Source organism: Fodinicola feengrottensis, from assembly GCF_010993775.1.
GTDB classification, from domain to species: domain Bacteria; phylum Actinomycetota; class Actinomycetes; order Mycobacteriales; family HKI-0501; genus Fodinicola; species Fodinicola feengrottensis.
The window spans coordinates 15,721-30,629 of sequence record NZ_WOTO01000001.1 but is presented as its reverse complement, the minus strand read 5'-3'; the positions used below and the strand labels follow the sequence as shown (position 1 = coordinate 30,629).

Below are 14,909 nucleotides of genomic sequence, written 5' to 3'. Positions count from 1 at the left end.
CGAGCAGCGCAGGGACAGCATGGCTACCGCAGATACAACCGACATACAGGCCGCCGATTGATGCCGCAAACAGCCCGTTTGGCCTGTTCAACCGGTGGCAGCCGGCTCGCGCGAACCGGCTCGGCGGCGACCACCGCTGGCTGCGCGCTCGTACGCTCATGCCAGCCCAGCGCCGTCACCGCGGCCACCACGAGCGCGACACCGATCCACTGGCTGATGGTGAACTGGGCGTGCAGAAACACCACACCAATAACCGCCGCGGTGAGCGGGGGAACGCCAGCTCGGCGAGCGTCGCGCGCGCTGCTGGAGTCCGCTGCAAGCCTCTGTAGTAGAGACTCAGCGCCAACAGTCCGGGGATCAGCGCCAACCCGGCCAGGCCGGGCACGTCGGCGAGCGCGACCGTGAACGGACCGCCGACGATCACCGCGATGACCAGGCTCGCCGGCAGCCCGACGGCGTACCGCAGCGTGGTCACGGTCGTCGGTGCGTACGCGACGCTCAGCCGCCGGCCCAGGACCGTGCCGGCGGCCCACAGCACGGCCGCGCCAATCGCCAACAGCGCCGCCTCAGCTCCCTTGAGTTGAATGTGCAGCGGATCGGCGAAAGCGATCAGCCACGTACCGATCAGCGCCGGCACGGCGAAAAACCAGAACCGGCCGCGAATCCGCTCGCCGAGGAACAGTCGGGCCGCCAGAATCGCGATCAACGGCTGAAGTTTCTGCAGAACCAGCGGAGTCAGCGGGTCTCCGCCGCCGAATGCCAGCGTGAACAGCCAGGTCGCGAGCGCCGACGAGCCGGCGCCGACCGCGAGCGCGCACCACCGCTCGACGCGCCCGCCGACATCGCTTTGAAGGCACGGAAAGCTCGCGGCAGCCACGGGATCAGTACGAGAACCACGATCGCGTGCTCTGCCACCACGATGACCGTCGCCGGCAACGAGTGCGTCAACGGCAGCCGGAGCAGCGCGTCCGTGCCCCACAGCGCCGCACCCAGCGCCACCAGCCAGGTCAGATCACCAGCTTTGGACATCACACCCGCGCCGTTCGGGGCCTATTACCCAACGCGAAGGCGCCCAGCGCACCCACCACCATGACCAGCCCAATCGTCACGAGGCCCCATTTCGCGGAGCCGAAGAGGCGTCATCCAACCGACCCAGTACGGGCCGAGGAAGCCGGACAGGTTGCCGATGGTGTTCACGGTCGCGATGCCCGCGGCCGCCGCGGCGCCGGTCAGGAAGGCGCTGGGCAGGCCCCAGAAACCCGGAAATGACATGAGTACGCCCAAAGTGCAGACACACAGGCCCGCGTATCCCAGCCAGGGCAGGCCAGTCAGGAACGCCGACGCGGTGAGCGCCACGCCACCAACCAGCATCGGCACCGCCGTACCGACCGCGTATCGGCCGGTGCGGTCGCAATACCGCCCCCACAAGATCATCGCCACAATCCCTATCGCGTACGGAACAGCCGTCAGCAACGACACCTGCAGGTTGCTGGAAATTCCCAGGCTCTTCTTGATGATCTGCGGCAGCCAGAACCCGATCCCGTACAAACCGAACACAGTGGCGAAGTAAATCAACGAAAGCGCCAGCACCCGCGGCTTCACGATGGCTTGCAGGACGGTCATGTGATGCCGGGCACGTGTCTTCGCGTCCTCGGCGTCCAGCCGCGTGACGAGCCAGTTCCGCTGGTCGTCGGTCAGCCATTTGGCGCGCCTGGGCGTGCTGGGCAACAGGAAAACCACCAGAATGCCGACGATCACCGTCGGCACTCCTTCCAGCACGAAGAGCCACCGCCAACCGTCGAGTCCAGCGATTTTGTCCAGGCCAAGCAGCAATCCGCCCAGCGGCGCCCCGACGGCGGTGGAAATCGCGATCGAGGACATGAAAAAGGCCACCGCGCGGCCCCGGTAGCTGGCCGGGAACCAGTACGTCAAATAGAGAATGATGCCGGGGAAGAAGCCGGCCTCGGCGATGCCGAGCACAATCCGTACGACATAAAGGCTGACAGGGCCCTGGATCGCGGCCATCACGACCGCCACCACGCCCCAGCTCACCATGATGCGGGCGATCCAGAGTCGCGCGCCGACCCGGTGCAGGATCAGGTTGCTGGGGATTTCGAACAGAAAGTAGCCGATGAAGAACAGGCCGGCACCCAGGCCGTACTCGGCGGCGGTCAGCCCGAGGCTCTTGTTCATCGTCAGCGAGGCGATGCTGATGTTCGTACGGTCCAAATAGGACAGGAAATAGCAGAGCATCAGGAAAGGAATAAGGCGCCTGCCCACCACCTGCATGGTGGAGCGCTCAAGGTCTTCGGTCATGACTCGCCCTCTGCCTCAGTCAAGGTGGAAGTACTCGGAGAGGACGTGCATGCCCTCATCTGGCCGCCGGCCGTCCAGCCCGATGAAGAACTCCCCCATCTCGGCCTGCCAGCGCCCGTTGACCTCGGTCTTCTCCATCGCGGCCAGCGCCTGCTCGAAGTCATCGGTCTCGACGTACCCCACCGACGAGCCCGTCATCGTCAATGAACAGCGAGTAGTTTTGCCAGCCAGCCCGCGACAAAGCAGCCACCATCTCTGGCCACACCCGCTCGTGCCGCTCCCGGTACTCCGCCATCCGATCCGGTCCGATCGCCCGCAGCAGCAGAAAACAAACCCTCGGCACACCGCTCCTCTCGCCGTCACTTCGCCGCGTACGATGTCACAGGCTTGATCAGATGTCACCGAGGCGGCCAGGGGCGGTAGCTCAGATGGTTAGAGCAGCAGACTCATAATCTGTCGGTCGTGGGTTCGAGCCCCACCCGCCCCACCAGCCCAAACACCGCGACACGCAACGCCGCGTGACATGGAACGTGACATGAAACCGTCTACGCTTGGTGCATGCCACGTCGAACGCGCCCCCGCGGGAACATCACAACTCTTCCCAGCGGTGCCTTGAGAGTTCGCGTTTACGCTGGGGTCGACCCGGTTACAGGCAGTGAGCACTACTTCCAGGAGACGGTTTCCGCCGGACCGGACGCGCAGAAGATCGCAGAGAAGATGCTGAACCGAGTCGTCAACCAGGTGCTGGAGGGGCGAGCGCCGAAGACAAAGGCAACCATCAACCAGTTGATCGAGAAGTACGTCGAGGTCGCCGACTGGGAGGAAACACCAGGCGTACCAATCGCGGCTTGATCGACAACCACATCTCTCCACTGATCGGCGCGAGGCCGCTGGCCGCCATCGAGAACGACTCCGAGATCATCGACTCCTTCTACGCCTCGCTGCGAAAATGCAAGGTCCACTGCAACGGTCGCGCACTGAAGGATCACCGTACGCGTGGTGAGCACAAGTGTGATGAGCACATAGGAAGCCCTTGCAAACCTCCGCAACCGGAGACGTGCAAAGCATGCCGACGGAAATGCCTGCCGCATCGATGCACACCGATGTCAGCGTCGGCTGTACGTCAGATCCACTGGATTCTGAGCGGCGCCTTTCAAAAGGCACGCAGGTGGAAATGGGTGACGGTTAACCCGATGGACACCGCCGAACCTCCTCCCCCGCCGCCGCCAAACCCAGAAGCACCCTCAACTGCCGACGCCGCATCGCTCGTGACCGCCTCCTTCAAGGATCCCGACTGGGGTGCTTTCGTATGGACAGCAATGAATGACATCCGGTGCCCGTCGAGGCGAGTTGTGCGCAATCCATTGGGGACCAAAGGAGGTGTGGACCGAGGACAAATCTGAGGGCCGCAAGAGGCGCGTGCCGAGCTACCTCGACCTCGACAACGGCGTACTCGTGATCCGTACGAGCATCGCGCATAGGAAAGGGGGCAGGTTTGAGAAGCTGAACAAGACACATCAGCGGCGTCGAATCGCGCTCGACACCGAGACAATCGAGGTGCTCCGCGAACTACGCGCGCGGTCCGAGAAACGCGCCAAGGCCCTCGACATGACGTTGCCGCCGGACGCGTACGTATTCTCTCTCGCGGTAGACGGCTCCGCTCCCCCCCCCGCTGCCTGACACCGCAACGCAACGCTTCGACCGACTCGCCAAGCGCCTCGGTATCGACAGCCACCTGCATCAGCTGCGCCACTACAGCACGACCGAGCTGATCACCTCTGGTGTGGATCCCAGCACCGTCGGCGGCCGCCTTGGTCACTCCGGGGGGGGTACGACGACCCTTCGCATCTACACGGCCTGGGTATCGGAGGTTGATCAGCGTGCAGCATCGACTCTCTCCGCACGAATGCCAAAACGACCGCAGACGAGCTGAGTAGCGTTGTGGGCTATCTCCTCCGACTTACCTAACGGTGACTACGAGATCACAGGACGGCGATTCTGCGGCCGCTAGGTCGCGACTCCGGACCACCACGCGAAGATTCCGGGACAGCTGAATGCCTGAAGAAGCTCGACGAGTTCGCTTCTTGGCCCGCCGCGTAGACTGCGGTTCCGCGCAACGCTTTATCGCCTTCCGGACCAGGTCCCACCTGGTTGACGGCAGAGCGAAGACATCTGTGATCAAGCCGTGCCAACGTGTTGGCTCGTCGCGAAGAACATCGTCAAGCGCCGCAAGGACCTCCACAGGCACACCACTCGTGGGACGAGCGGGTGGCTCGCGATCCCCGTCAGAGTGAACGAACGTGTAATAGTCGTTCACTGTTTGAGAGGACATGCTCAACAGCGCGAGCTCGCCAGGCTCGTTCTGTATGGGCGTGATGCGATGTTCGCACCAGTGGCCGAGTGCGTCAGCCTCCACGAAGACCCTTGGCGAACCGATCCTATTGACCTGGGCACGCGTTTCAGCATAGGCGTAGAATTCGGCACTATTACGCAAAATATCGGTTACTAAGGTCAGATCGGCAAGGTTCACCAACCATGTCCCCTCCACAGGAACACCCGCCCGTTTTCCTCCGTCGGGCATGTGCGTCGCGAAGGGGTCCACACGGTCAAGTGTGACGATCATGGAGGCAATGTGTGGCGAGTTTGGAATGGAGATGCGCCGTTTGTTCTTGTCTTTCAAGTCAACGGCGCCCGCTCGGAGATGCGCTATAGACCGAGCATTCTGGTCCAGGGCTTTGTCCACGAACTCTTGGCTCTTCTTCTTGACACGTTCAGGCGCTCCTCGGCGTGCTGGGTCTGTAAATCGTCCCCCCCCCCCTCGCCTCCACTACTAGGCTGCATCCACGTGACGCGACGAGAACGTCAATATCAGGTCGTCCATCACCAGGGTAAGTGACGGCAGCGTGGACATCGTCTTCACCGAAGATTCCGGCCAATGCCTGCTGTGTAAGGCGCTCGCACGCCGTCTGCCTTTCACGATCGAAGCTTTTGATCATTAAAGGTTCTCGTTGGCATACCTCTGCAGCCCAGTCCAGTGCGACGTGGATAAAATCGTCTGGCACAGCCCAGAGACAGCGGCCATCCGGAAGTGCAATGATCGACCGCCGACGCAACGTGTTGGTGTCGTGCATTCCGGTCAGCTCTTGCTGGCTACCCAGATGAGTGGTCAAGGCCGCCACCAACCGTGCGACTTCGGCGCTCGCAAGGCCCGCGCGTTCAACGATGACACCAACGAGATCCTCCTCGACCGGCGCAGAACCGAACGTCGCCAGCGCCCCTGTACGGCAAGCCAAGTGCCACACCAAGGTGTTGCGATCGACATCCCGAGGAATGGAACCGAACGCGTTCTCACACTCTTGTGCTGCTCGTAGGCGCCGTTCAGTCAGTACCGAACCGTAAGCATCGGCAGCCATCAACGCGTCCCCAAGCGAGAAGCCCAAGGCCGCACGTGATTTATCCTCAAGTGGATCCGTGATGGAGGTGAAGATTGGCCGCAATTGTGCTGGATAGCCAAGCATCCGATCAAATCGTTGCTCGAAGTCCAACAGATGACGAGTGCCGGCCTGTGAGTCCGAAGCGCCTTTCAGCAGCACCTGGCCATCTCCCACGCGTCTTTCAGCAATCGCATACTCGCGCAGTAAATTATCCATTTCATACAAAGACTGAGGTGAATCGTCAGATCCAAGACGCGCGACGACCTCATCTGGCTGCATTGCAGTCACCAAGCCACCATAGAACTCGAGCACTGCATCCAAGCCAAAAACGGTTGGGCCAGGCATGATTCGCCGCATTCCAGCAAGTGTCACCAAACGGCTGTACAGCAGTAATGGATCTGCATCACTCGCGCACGCCGAGATCTCAGCGAGCAGCCGTGGACGGCGTTCCTGAGCATCGGTCAACTCACGCAGTACCGACCGCTGCACGTCAGCAAGGTCAGCATCTCCTGGACGACGAAAAGTGCGGATAGCACCTGTCACCGTCGGCTCGATGTCTATGATCGCGGACCCCAGATAGGGGTTGGGCGTGTCATCGGCAGCCGTTCTGGCAGCTTGTCTTGCCCTGCTACGCGAGCGGTTATTTGCCATCAGACTCATCAGCGGAGGGGCGTGTCATACGGACAGCATCGAGTATGCCTCAGTCCGGGGCGCTTCTTGCTGCTGGCGATGTGTGTATGACTGATCGTCACCCTACGCATTCACCTCGTGGCAAACTGTCCGCTATGCCGGACGAAAGTCTCGAAGAGTCCTTCGCCCGGCTCCAGCGTGTCTACAACCGAGGTCGCGATCAACTCCTGGCACCTGAACGCCAAGATTGGACGAGACGCTGCGCCAGCGACGCCCAGCGGCATGTCCCCTGGGTGTGGTCGGAACGGCAGAAGCTATGGATTCAGGAGCAGTGCATCTCGGCGCTGGTTGTCACCGACCAGGACGGCAGCAACGAGCTACGCCTTATGACCGCCAGCGGCCGAGGCGGCAGCATCCCCGAAGCCGTACTGCCGCATCTGGAGATCTACGGCGCCCAGGTGGTGTCCAAGGATCGGGAACGCAAACACGCCGAGGTTCGTGGCATCGACTGGGCCGACCGTACCAACCGACGGGTAGTCGCCATCGGGGCTGGCCTGGACGTTTGCTATGACTGTGAGTGCGCCACGAGGCGCTGCTGTATCGGATGGGGGTGAGAGACCATCCATCTCTTCGTCATCGTAGTGGCGGAGTGAAGCTGGAGGCAGCCTGAGCCGAGGGTCGTCGGTGAGGGTGGGAGCAGCCTCGACAAAGTCGCGTCGGCTCGGTACTGCCGGATGGGCCGGGCGTGGTGAGCAAGACGGGAAGAAGGTATACGCGAGGAACCGGTGTTGTTACGCCTCTTAACATGGCGCCAGCTCAAATCCGGTGGATACGGGCTGGAACGCGGCGCGCACCCACCTTTTGCGGGTGGGGAACTCCTTGTCTGGGTCTTCGCAGTCTGGGCGGGAGGCCATGGTGAATTGTCTACGGCGTAGCCGTGGCGATGCCGCAGGGGCAAAGCCGGGTGCCTAACCCGTCAACCGAACAGCAGTGAACGTGGGAACCGTCCGTGACCGCTCCGCGCCAAGCCTTCGACCAGAGGGTCGGGGTGCGGATAGGTCCGATGCCGACCGAAGGCGCGGATGGGGCGGAGCCGCCGTAGTACTCCGAGCCGGGGAAAGCCTGGCGCATGGGGAAGGGCGGCAGCGTGTCAGTTAGGGAGGGAATGCAATGTCCGAAGACGTGTCGGTGAATACCGGCGCTGTGTTGTGGCCGGATCCCGATTCGGCTCGCGGCACGGTACGGAGGATGCAGACCAAACTGCACCATTGGGCGGGAGAACGTTCCTCTCGCCGGTTTGGTGACCTGTTCAACCTCGTCTACGCTCCAGCGTTTCTTATGTACGCGTGGGAACGCGTGTCCAACAACGCTGGGGCGAGGACTCCGGGTGTCGACAAGGCCACCGTGGCCTGGATCGAGACTCGGGTCGGGGTCGGGGAGTTCTTGGGCTATATCCGTGACTCGCTGAAATCCGGTGAGTTCCGGCCGATCGAAGTACGACAGGTCATGATCCCCAAGGGGACGACCGGGAAAGTCCGGAAACTCGGGATTCCCACTGTCGCCGATCGCGTAGTCCAGGCAAGCCTCAAAGCGGTGCTGGAGCCCATCTTCGAGGCGGATTTCCAACCGTGCTCGTATGGCTTTCGCCCGAACCGGCGCGCACACGACGCTGTTGCCGAGATTCATCTTTTCGCCACCAACCCCAGGAATTACCACTGGATATTGGAGGCGGACATCAAAGCCTGTTTCGATGAAATATCGCATACGGCTTGATGTGTCGCCTACGGGCGAGAATCAAGGACAAGAGAGTCTGCGCGCTGGTGAAGGCCTTCCTGAAGTCCGGGGTCATGACGACGTCCGGCGATCGGGAAGAAACAGTGACCGGGACCCCGCAGGGCGGAATCCTCTCTCCGCTGCTGGCGAACATCGCCTTGTCCGCGCTGGACGAGCACTTTGCCCAGCAATGGCACCGGGAGATGGGAACCGCATACCAGCGGAGCAAACGCAGACGTAATGGCCTCGGCGTGTGGAGACTCATTCGCTATGCGGACGATTTTGTCCTCATGGTGGACGGGCAGCGCCACCACGCCGAGACACTGCGGGAGGAGGTGGCAGCTGTACTCGACCTTCTGGGGTTACAGCTGGCACCGGAGAAAACCCGTGTTGTCCATATCGATGAGGGCTTCGACTTCCTCGGCTTCCACATCCGTCGGATGCGCAAACCAGGAACGCAGAAGCAGTACGTCTACACCATCCCCCGTCCAAAGAAGGCCATCGCGTCGATCAAGGGCAAGGTAAAGGCCAAGACGTACAGGTCAACCCGGCACATGGACCTGGATGAACTGCTCGTCAGTCTCAACCGGACATTGAAGGGATGGGCGAACTATTTCCGACACGGCGTGTCTGCGGCTGTATTCAACGCGATCGACAGCTTCACATGGAAGCGGATCATGCGCTGGATACGTGCCAAGTACGCAGGCAAACACCAGCTCGGAATGACCGAACTCCGCCGCCGGTTCTGCGACAGAGGATGGCGATTCGCCCACAACGGGACCATCTTCAGCGGCGCATCCAGCGTCGCCATCACACGTTACCGCTACCGCGGCAACACCATCGCAACCCCATGGTCCCCCAAACCAGCAGCCACCAACGGCTAACCAGTGGCCAAGACACGCGGAGAGCCCGATGCCGGGAGACCGGCACGTCGGGTTCGGAGGGCGGCGCAGGGAAACGGACCGGTGGCCACATCGGCACCGCGCCCTGTGCCGACCCTACTGATCGGATCCAAGCAAAAGGCATCAAGTCGAGCACGCTCACCAAGCGCCAGTACGAGGCCAACCGCGGTGCCATGAACCGTCGCAAGTGGAATTACGAGCCACCGCCGTCAGGACCATCCCACGGCCAAGGAGGCCCCAAACCATGATCACCAACCGCATGGAGTTGCTGTCTGTAGAGGTATGGCGCCAGTTGGCGGCCGCCAGCGCACAGGCTCAACGCGCCGTGGCGGCACAGATGCTAGAGATGGCAACCATCACCGGCGGGGCTTTCGACGGCTTACCGGAAATCCGCGCCGCGCTGATGGCTGGTGCGTATGGCGACTCTGGGCTGCGTACTTGGGTGAAGCAGGTGCGTGACAAGTTCACCGCGGACGAACTGGATGCCGAGCAGCTCGACGATGACAAGGCTGCTGCCGACAAAGCTTGGGCTGCTGCTCGGCTATACGAGACGGCGTACTACACCCTAGACGCGCCGACGCAGCAAAGGCCGCTGGTGAGGCGGCCTACCAGGTAGCACAGCTGGTAGAGGATGCCGATGTTTTGGCGACAGTCCAACGGGTTATCGCTGCTCAGACTTAGTCTCAGCAGCAGTGACGGGCGCGAAAACCAAGCGCATTTTCAGGTCATGGGTACCGCATGAGCCGAGATCACGCCAAGGGCGATACGGCCGACAGGCTGTGTGCAACGAGCGCGAGGGCCGCTGCTGCTGTACGGACACCGAGAGAGGCACACGAGCCCGAGAGCTCCAGCCGTACGGATCGGATTCGCTTCACCCAGATCGCCCTGCCGGCTGGTAGCCGGTATCGCGTGCGCGGTCGCGCTAGGCGACACCCCGGACGGGGCCAAGGCTTCACACCAGGCGGTCCTGCGTCTGGAGGCCTCGATCAGATCAGCCTGAGACCCGCTTGTTGTCGCCAGGGACGAGTTGCTCGTTCCTCGTGACCAGATGGGAACACTGTCTCCATGACCGCGTCAGCGCGGGATGGCGTCAGGGCAGACGCAGACAGTAGCTGCATGAACAAAAACAGCACGTCCTCGACCCATGCGAAGTGGACCGGAATGGTGCCGGTCGACGATACGGCCCTGGCCGTCACTGACACTGGTGGTTCCGGTATCCCGGTGGTTTACCTCAATGGTCAGTTCGCCACTCAAGGGTATTGGCGGCGGGTTATCGCTGAACTGGGGACGGGTTGTCGGCACATCACCTACGACGAGCGGGCCCGCGGCAAATCGGAGCGATCGGCGGACTATTCCTTTGCGGGCGCCGTCCGCGATGTCGATACCGTTCTCGCGGCCAGAGGTGTGGACCGGCCACTGGTGGTGGGCTGGTCCTACGGAGCGTACGTAGCGGCGCATTGGGCCAGCCGGAACCCGGACCGGACCCTTGGCGCGGTCCTCGTTGACGGCGCGTACCCATATGACTGGCTCGACGAGGCCATGGAGCAGCGGATCCGGACGCTGTTTCGGCGGTTGAACTGGTTCATGCCGCTGCTGCGTCCGACCGGCCTTACTCCCCGGATGACCGCCGAACAGCAGGCCGACAGCAACATCGAGCTCGGCGTGATCTCCCGCGAGCATGAGCTGGCCCCCGTGCTGGACGACATCACCGTCCCCGTGCGGTATGTCGTTGCTTCGGGGACGTCCTTCGGGAGCCGCGGTGATGAGCAGGAACGGATACGCACCAGCCTCGCTGGGGTGATCGCCCGCAACCCGCACGTCCAGATGACCGCGAAGGTCCCCAGCAGTCATGGTGCGATCCTGAAAAAGGCTTCCCCGGCCATCGCCGCGGCCGTACGCGAGGTCGTCGCCCTCGATCCGCCGACGTAAGCCTCGGCGAGCGGCCCACTATTCAGTGTTGCTATCTACCGGTAGTCGGCGCTACTATCTACCAGTAGTCAGTGTCACTGAGTAGAAGGGCGGACCTCCATGGGCAAGCAGGCGACGGAGATCCTCAAAGGCACGTTGGAGGGCGTTGTTCTCGCGATCCTGTCCGACCGGTCCGCGTACGGCTACGAAATCACGGCGTGGCTGCGGGACCAGGGCTTTTCCGACATCGCCGAGGGCACCATCTACGCGCTGCTGGTCCGGGTTGAGCGGCAGGGACTCGTCGATGTGGAGAAGGTTCCGTCCGAGAAGGGTCCGCCGCGCAAGGTGTATTCCCTCAACGCCGCGGGACGGGACTACCTCCAAGAGTTCTGGAGGACCTGGGACTTCCTCGCAGAACGACTCGAACAACTCCGAGAAAAAGGCAAATGACCATGTCCAACGCACAAGAGAACCATCTGATGCCGACACCGCAGACGCCGGTGATCCAGGTGCGGAACCTGACGAAGTCGTACGGGAAGCTGCCAGTGCTGCACGGCGTGGACTTCGAGGTCGCGCGCGGCAGCATCTTCGCGCTGCTCGGCTCGAACGGCGCGGGCAAGACCACCATCGTGAACATCCTGTCCACCCTGTTGCGAGCCGACACCGGCACAGCCGTGTCAACGGCTTCGACGTCGCCCGCAAGCCCGCGGACGTACGGAAGTCGATCAGCCTCACCGGGCAGTTCGCGGCTGTCGACGAAATCCTTAGCGGGCGCGAAAACCTCGTACTGGTGGCCCGGTTGCGGCATGTCGGCAAGCCTGGTTCGGTCGCGGACAACCTGCTGAGACGTTTCTCGTTGACCGACGCGGCCGCGCGCAAGGTCGCGACATACTCCGGTGGCATGCGCCGCCGCCTCGACATCGCGATGAGCCTCATCGGGAACCCGCCGGTCATCTTCCTCGACGAGCCGACCACCGGGCTCGACCCGCAGGCACGCATCGAGGTGTGGAATGCCGTCAAGCAACTGTCCGCTGGCGGTACGACGGTGCTGCTGACCACGCAGTACCTCGACGAGGCCGAACAGCTCGCCGACCGGATCGCGATCCTGCACGAGGGTCGGATCATCGTGAACGGCACCCTCGCCGAACTCAAGCGACTGCTACCACCCGCGAGTGGAATACGTCGAAAAACAGCCGAGCCTCGAAGACGTCTTCCTCGCCCTCGTCGGCGAAAACCCCAAGGCCGCGGCAGGTGCGAGTGCGAATCGAGAGGGGACCCAACAATGAGCATGCACATCATCGGCGACACCGCTGTCCTGACCGGGCGCTCGCTGAAACACGTCACGCGCAGCATGGACACCATCATCACCACGGCGATCGTTCCGATCGCGATGATGCTGTTGTTCGTGTACGTGTTCGGCGGAGCGATCAGCCATGGGGCCAGCAGCGGTACGTACGTGGGCTACCTGTTGCCGGGCATCCTGCTCATGACGATCGCTTCGGGCATCTCGTACACGGCGTTCCGGCTTTTCACCGACATGACCACCGGGATTTTCGGGCGGTTCCAGTCCATGCCGATCGCACGCTCGGGCGTGCTGTGGTCGCACGTGCTGACCTCGCTGGTAGCCAACATCATCTCGGTCGCGGTGGTCTTCGCCGTCGCGTTCATCATGGGCTTTCGGACCGGCGCGGGAGTGTGGGCATGGCTGGCGGTGGCCGGCATCCTGATCCTGTTCACTCTCGCGTTGACCTGGGTCGCGGTTATCCCCGGCCTCACAGCGAAATCGATCTCCGGTGCGAGCGCGTTCTCCTATCCGCTGATCTTCCTGCCGTTTATCAGTTCGGCGTTCGTACCCACCAGCACCATGCCCGCTCCGGTGCGATGGTTTGCCGACAACCAGCCGGTGACGCCCATCGTCAACACCGTCCGCGACCTGTTCGCGCAGCAGCCGGGCAACAGCGACATCTGGATCGCGCTCGCCTGGATGGTCGGCATCCTCGTTGTCGCCTTCGCGTTCGCCATGGTCATCTATCGCCGCAAGATCACCTAGCTCAAGGAGGGCGAGGAATGAACTTCTGGGAAACCATCACCGGAAGCGACATCACCAGAGAATGGAAAGCATTCGACGTACGGGCCGAGGCATTGCCGGCCGACTACCGGTCGGCATGGGGAGCAGATCAGCGCTCATCTTCTTTCGTACTCGGACCTCACCGGCCGCAACCTGACGCCGATTCTCGACGGTGCGCTGGGACTGCTGGAAGAAACGGCGTCCGAGAAGCAAAGCATTCACGAGGTGCTCGGTGACGACATCGAGGGCTTCTGCGCGGCGCTGGCGGGTGGCGAAGGAGCCCGGAACTATCGCGACCGGTGGCGCGAACAGCTGAACAGGAACGTCGCAAGGAAATTGGGAAAGCTAGGAGAATAACGTGGGAATCCAAGACATCATCGAGGGCAAGAAACAGTGGCGGGCGCACCTGGCGCGGGTCAAGGCGCTCCCACCGGACTACCAGATCGTCTACAAGGAGATCCAGAAGTACTTCTTCAAGGTCGGGCCGGTCGAGCTTACTGACGGGACCCTTCTCCCGGGGATCGTCGACTTCTTCGAGGAAGGCGCGGCCGCCGGCAAGGGAGTTCTACAGCTCATCGGCGACGACGTCGCGGCATTCTGCGACGATCTGGTGAAAGACTCGCCCACCTATTCGGACATCTATCAGCAATCCATCAGCGGGAAGCCTGGCACTGCCGAGAAATAGGCACCCGTCGCGCCCGACGCCGGGTGACTACCCACGTCTTTCATGAGGTGAAAAACATGGCCACCAAGGAAATCGCCAGACCGAACCGAGTAGTGGAGAAGCTGCTTGCCGATCGCCATTCTCTTCCACTTTCCATCACGCTCCATCTCGTCCCCGGCGCTCTGATCGTCGCTGTCTACTTTCTTGTCCAACCGGTCGTGAAGGCCCTCGGCTGTCCGTCGTTCGTGAGCTGGGCGATCGCGCTGTGCCTTGTTCTCGGGCCGGTCCTGCTCGGGCTGCTGTGGTTGGGCCGCCAACGCAATGGCCGCCTTTCGCTGCGTGGCGTACTGAAATACCTGGACAAGCCGGTCTCGGGTGGGAAGCTCGTCGCGATCGTCGCCGCTCTGATCGTGTGGTTCGTGGTGGTGTCGACGGGGCTCATATCCCTGGACAACGCCGTTTACCAAGCGTTTTTCACGTGGCTGCCGTTCGATGGCGCGGGCTCAGCGACCGGATACCTCCATGGTTACTCGCGATCGACGGTGATTATCACGTTAGCCGTGTGCCTGCCGCTGACCGGATTTTCCCTGCCGCTCATCGAGGAACTCTATTTCCGTGGCTTCCTGTTGCCCAGGCTTCCGCAACTGGGCCGGTGGGCGCCGCTGGTCAACACGGTCCTGTTTTCGCTCTACCATTTCTGGTCACCTTGGTCGTTCATTTCCCGGGTGATCTTCTTCCTCCCGGGGCCTTTGCTCGTCTGGTGGAAGAAGGACCTTCGGCTGTCGATCGGAATGCACCCCGGCACGACTCTCGTACTCACGGCAGGCGGCCTCATCGCTCTCATCTTCAACCTAGCGCCAGGTCTCACGTCCTGACCGCACTGGTCGCAAAACCCGACTTTTCGCGGCCTGATCGCCGGTGTCCACCTCAGCCCGCAGGATGGCGATCGCGTCGTCGGGGTCGAGCCCGTCGACCAGTACGCGCAACGTGAGGCCATCGGACAGTGCCAGCAACCGCCGGGCCACCGCACGGGCCTCCACGTTGTCTATGCCGCGCAGGGCCGCTACGTGGGTGGCGCACTCGGTCTCGCCGCCGCGGAGGGCCTCGGCAAGGACCTCGCGGATGCGGCGGTCGGTGATCGCGGTGGCCAGATACGCGTACCAGACGGTGACGCCGATCCGTCCCAGCTCGCTGCGCGGCACCTGCTGGACCAG

20 protein-coding genes, 1 tRNA gene and 2 pseudogenes are annotated in these 14,909 nt (G+C 62.5%); 15 read left to right on the top strand and 8 right to left on the bottom strand.

The genetic code is table 11. The features are described from left to right. Positions 1-23: 23 nt before the first annotated feature. Genes GNX96_RS47345 through GNX96_RS47325 form a run of 6 tightly spaced genes read right to left on the bottom strand, consistent with a single transcriptional unit; the run spans position 24 to position 2,611 of the window. Positions 24-188 (bottom strand): hypothetical protein, encoded by a 165-nt coding sequence (locus tag GNX96_RS47345; protein WP_279578872.1) that lies wholly within the window; start codon positions 186-188, stop codon positions 24-26. Then, the gene (locus GNX96_RS47340; protein ID WP_452124456.1) at positions 176-772 is read right to left on the bottom strand and encodes a DMT family transporter; all 597 of its coding nucleotides are present in this window, start codon (positions 770-772) and stop codon (positions 176-178) included. Before GNX96_RS47340 ends, GNX96_RS47345 begins: the two co-directional genes overlap by 13 nt. Beyond that, positions 736-1,029, bottom strand: a complete 294-nt coding sequence (locus tag GNX96_RS47335; protein ID WP_279579048.1) for a hypothetical protein — start codon at positions 1,027-1,029, stop codon at positions 736-738. Before GNX96_RS47335 ends, GNX96_RS47340 begins: the two co-directional genes overlap by 37 nt. 24 nt (positions 1,030-1,053) lie before the next feature. After that, on the bottom strand, positions 1,054-2,316 hold the full coding sequence (locus GNX96_RS00175; RefSeq protein WP_163566564.1) for an MFS transporter: 1,263 nt from the start codon (positions 2,314-2,316) through the stop codon (positions 1,054-1,056). A gap of 15 nt (positions 2,317-2,331) precedes the next feature. Then, complete coding sequence (locus GNX96_RS47330) at positions 2,332-2,499, bottom strand: L-rhamnose mutarotase (RefSeq protein WP_279578871.1); 168 nt, start codon at positions 2,497-2,499, stop codon at positions 2,332-2,334. Then, positions 2,477-2,611, bottom strand: a complete 135-nt coding sequence (locus tag GNX96_RS47325; protein WP_279579033.1) for an L-rhamnose mutarotase — start codon at positions 2,609-2,611, stop codon at positions 2,477-2,479. Before GNX96_RS47325 ends, GNX96_RS47330 begins: the two co-directional genes overlap by 23 nt. Before the next feature lie 118 nt (positions 2,612-2,729). Here GNX96_RS47325 and GNX96_RS00165 point away from each other — a divergent pair. From GNX96_RS00165 to GNX96_RS62020, 4 genes are all read left to right on the top strand, one after another. Then, positions 2,730-2,806, top strand: a tRNA-Ile gene (locus GNX96_RS00165). Between the two features lie 122 nt (positions 2,807-2,928). Beyond that, positions 2,929-3,168: a hypothetical protein gene (locus GNX96_RS47320; RefSeq protein WP_279578870.1), complete on the top strand. Its 240-nt coding sequence runs from the start codon at positions 2,929-2,931 to the stop codon at positions 3,166-3,168. 528 nt (positions 3,169-3,696) lie between these two features. Then, a complete protein-coding gene (locus GNX96_RS47315; protein WP_279578869.1) occupies positions 3,697-3,996 on the top strand; it encodes a hypothetical protein in 300 nt (99 codons plus the stop codon). Then, positions 3,989-4,249, top strand: a complete 261-nt coding sequence (locus GNX96_RS62020; protein WP_390623871.1) for a tyrosine-type recombinase/integrase — start codon at positions 3,989-3,991, stop codon at positions 4,247-4,249. Before GNX96_RS47315 ends, GNX96_RS62020 begins: the two co-directional genes overlap by 8 nt. An 838-nt stretch (positions 4,250-5,087) precedes the next feature. Here the strand turns inward: GNX96_RS62020 and GNX96_RS00155 are convergent. Further along, on the bottom strand, positions 5,088-6,410 hold the full coding sequence (locus GNX96_RS00155; protein WP_279578868.1) for a hypothetical protein: 1,323 nt from the start codon (positions 6,408-6,410) through the stop codon (positions 5,088-5,090). Between the two features lie 263 nt (positions 6,411-6,673). Between GNX96_RS00155 and GNX96_RS00150 the strand changes: the two genes are divergently transcribed. The 11 genes and pseudogenes from GNX96_RS00150 to GNX96_RS00105 all read left to right on the top strand — a co-directional run bounded on the left by GNX96_RS00150 (position 6,674) and on the right by GNX96_RS00105 (position 14,570). Next, positions 6,674-6,994 (top strand): hypothetical protein, encoded by a 321-nt coding sequence (locus GNX96_RS00150; RefSeq protein ID WP_163566562.1) that lies wholly within the window; start codon positions 6,674-6,676, stop codon positions 6,992-6,994. Positions 6,995-7,766: 772 nt separating this feature from the next. Continuing rightward, positions 7,767-8,203 (top strand): annotated as a pseudogene (locus tag GNX96_RS66945) (reverse transcriptase domain-containing protein); the annotation flags it as partial. A gap of 24 nt (positions 8,204-8,227) precedes the next feature. Beyond that, entirely contained in the window at positions 8,228-9,037 is an 810-nt protein-coding gene (locus tag GNX96_RS60755; protein WP_452124455.1) for a group II intron maturase-specific domain-containing protein, read from the top strand. A gap of 262 nt (positions 9,038-9,299) precedes the next feature. After that, positions 9,300-9,671: a hypothetical protein gene (locus GNX96_RS00140; RefSeq protein ID WP_163566561.1), complete on the top strand. Its 372-nt coding sequence runs from the start codon at positions 9,300-9,302 to the stop codon at positions 9,669-9,671. Between the two features lie 545 nt (positions 9,672-10,216). Next, a complete protein-coding gene (locus GNX96_RS00135) occupies positions 10,217-10,984 on the top strand; it encodes an alpha/beta fold hydrolase (RefSeq protein WP_279579032.1) in 768 nt (255 codons plus the stop codon). A gap of 99 nt (positions 10,985-11,083) precedes the next feature. After that, positions 11,084-11,413: a PadR family transcriptional regulator gene (locus GNX96_RS00130; RefSeq protein ID WP_163566559.1), complete on the top strand. Its 330-nt coding sequence runs from the start codon at positions 11,084-11,086 to the stop codon at positions 11,411-11,413. A 29-nt stretch (positions 11,414-11,442) separates the two neighbouring features. Continuing rightward, positions 11,443-12,249 (top strand): annotated as a pseudogene (locus GNX96_RS00125) (ABC transporter ATP-binding protein). Further along, a complete protein-coding gene (locus tag GNX96_RS00120) occupies positions 12,246-13,013 on the top strand; it encodes an ABC transporter permease (RefSeq protein ID WP_163566558.1) in 768 nt (255 codons plus the stop codon). Before GNX96_RS00125 ends, GNX96_RS00120 begins: the two are co-directional and overlap by 4 nt. Positions 13,014-13,139: 126 nt before the next feature. Further along, positions 13,140-13,388, top strand: coding sequence for a DUF1048 domain-containing protein (locus tag GNX96_RS47310; protein WP_313885562.1), 249 nt, complete (start codon positions 13,140-13,142; stop codon positions 13,386-13,388). A gap of 1 nt (position 13,389) precedes the next feature. Next, positions 13,390-13,716: a DUF1048 domain-containing protein gene (locus GNX96_RS00110; RefSeq protein WP_163566557.1), complete on the top strand. Its 327-nt coding sequence runs from the start codon at positions 13,390-13,392 to the stop codon at positions 13,714-13,716. 56 nt (positions 13,717-13,772) lie between these two features. Continuing rightward, entirely contained in the window at positions 13,773-14,570 is a 798-nt protein-coding gene (locus GNX96_RS00105) for a CPBP family intramembrane glutamic endopeptidase (protein ID WP_163566556.1), read from the top strand. On the opposite strand, the gene GNX96_RS47305 is transcribed toward GNX96_RS00105, so the two are convergent. Further along, a complete protein-coding gene (locus tag GNX96_RS47305) occupies positions 14,547-14,897 on the bottom strand; it encodes a TetR family transcriptional regulator C-terminal domain-containing protein (protein ID WP_279578867.1) in 351 nt (116 codons plus the stop codon). The genes GNX96_RS00105 and GNX96_RS47305 overlap by 24 nt on opposite strands. Positions 14,898-14,909 lie beyond the last annotated feature (12 nt).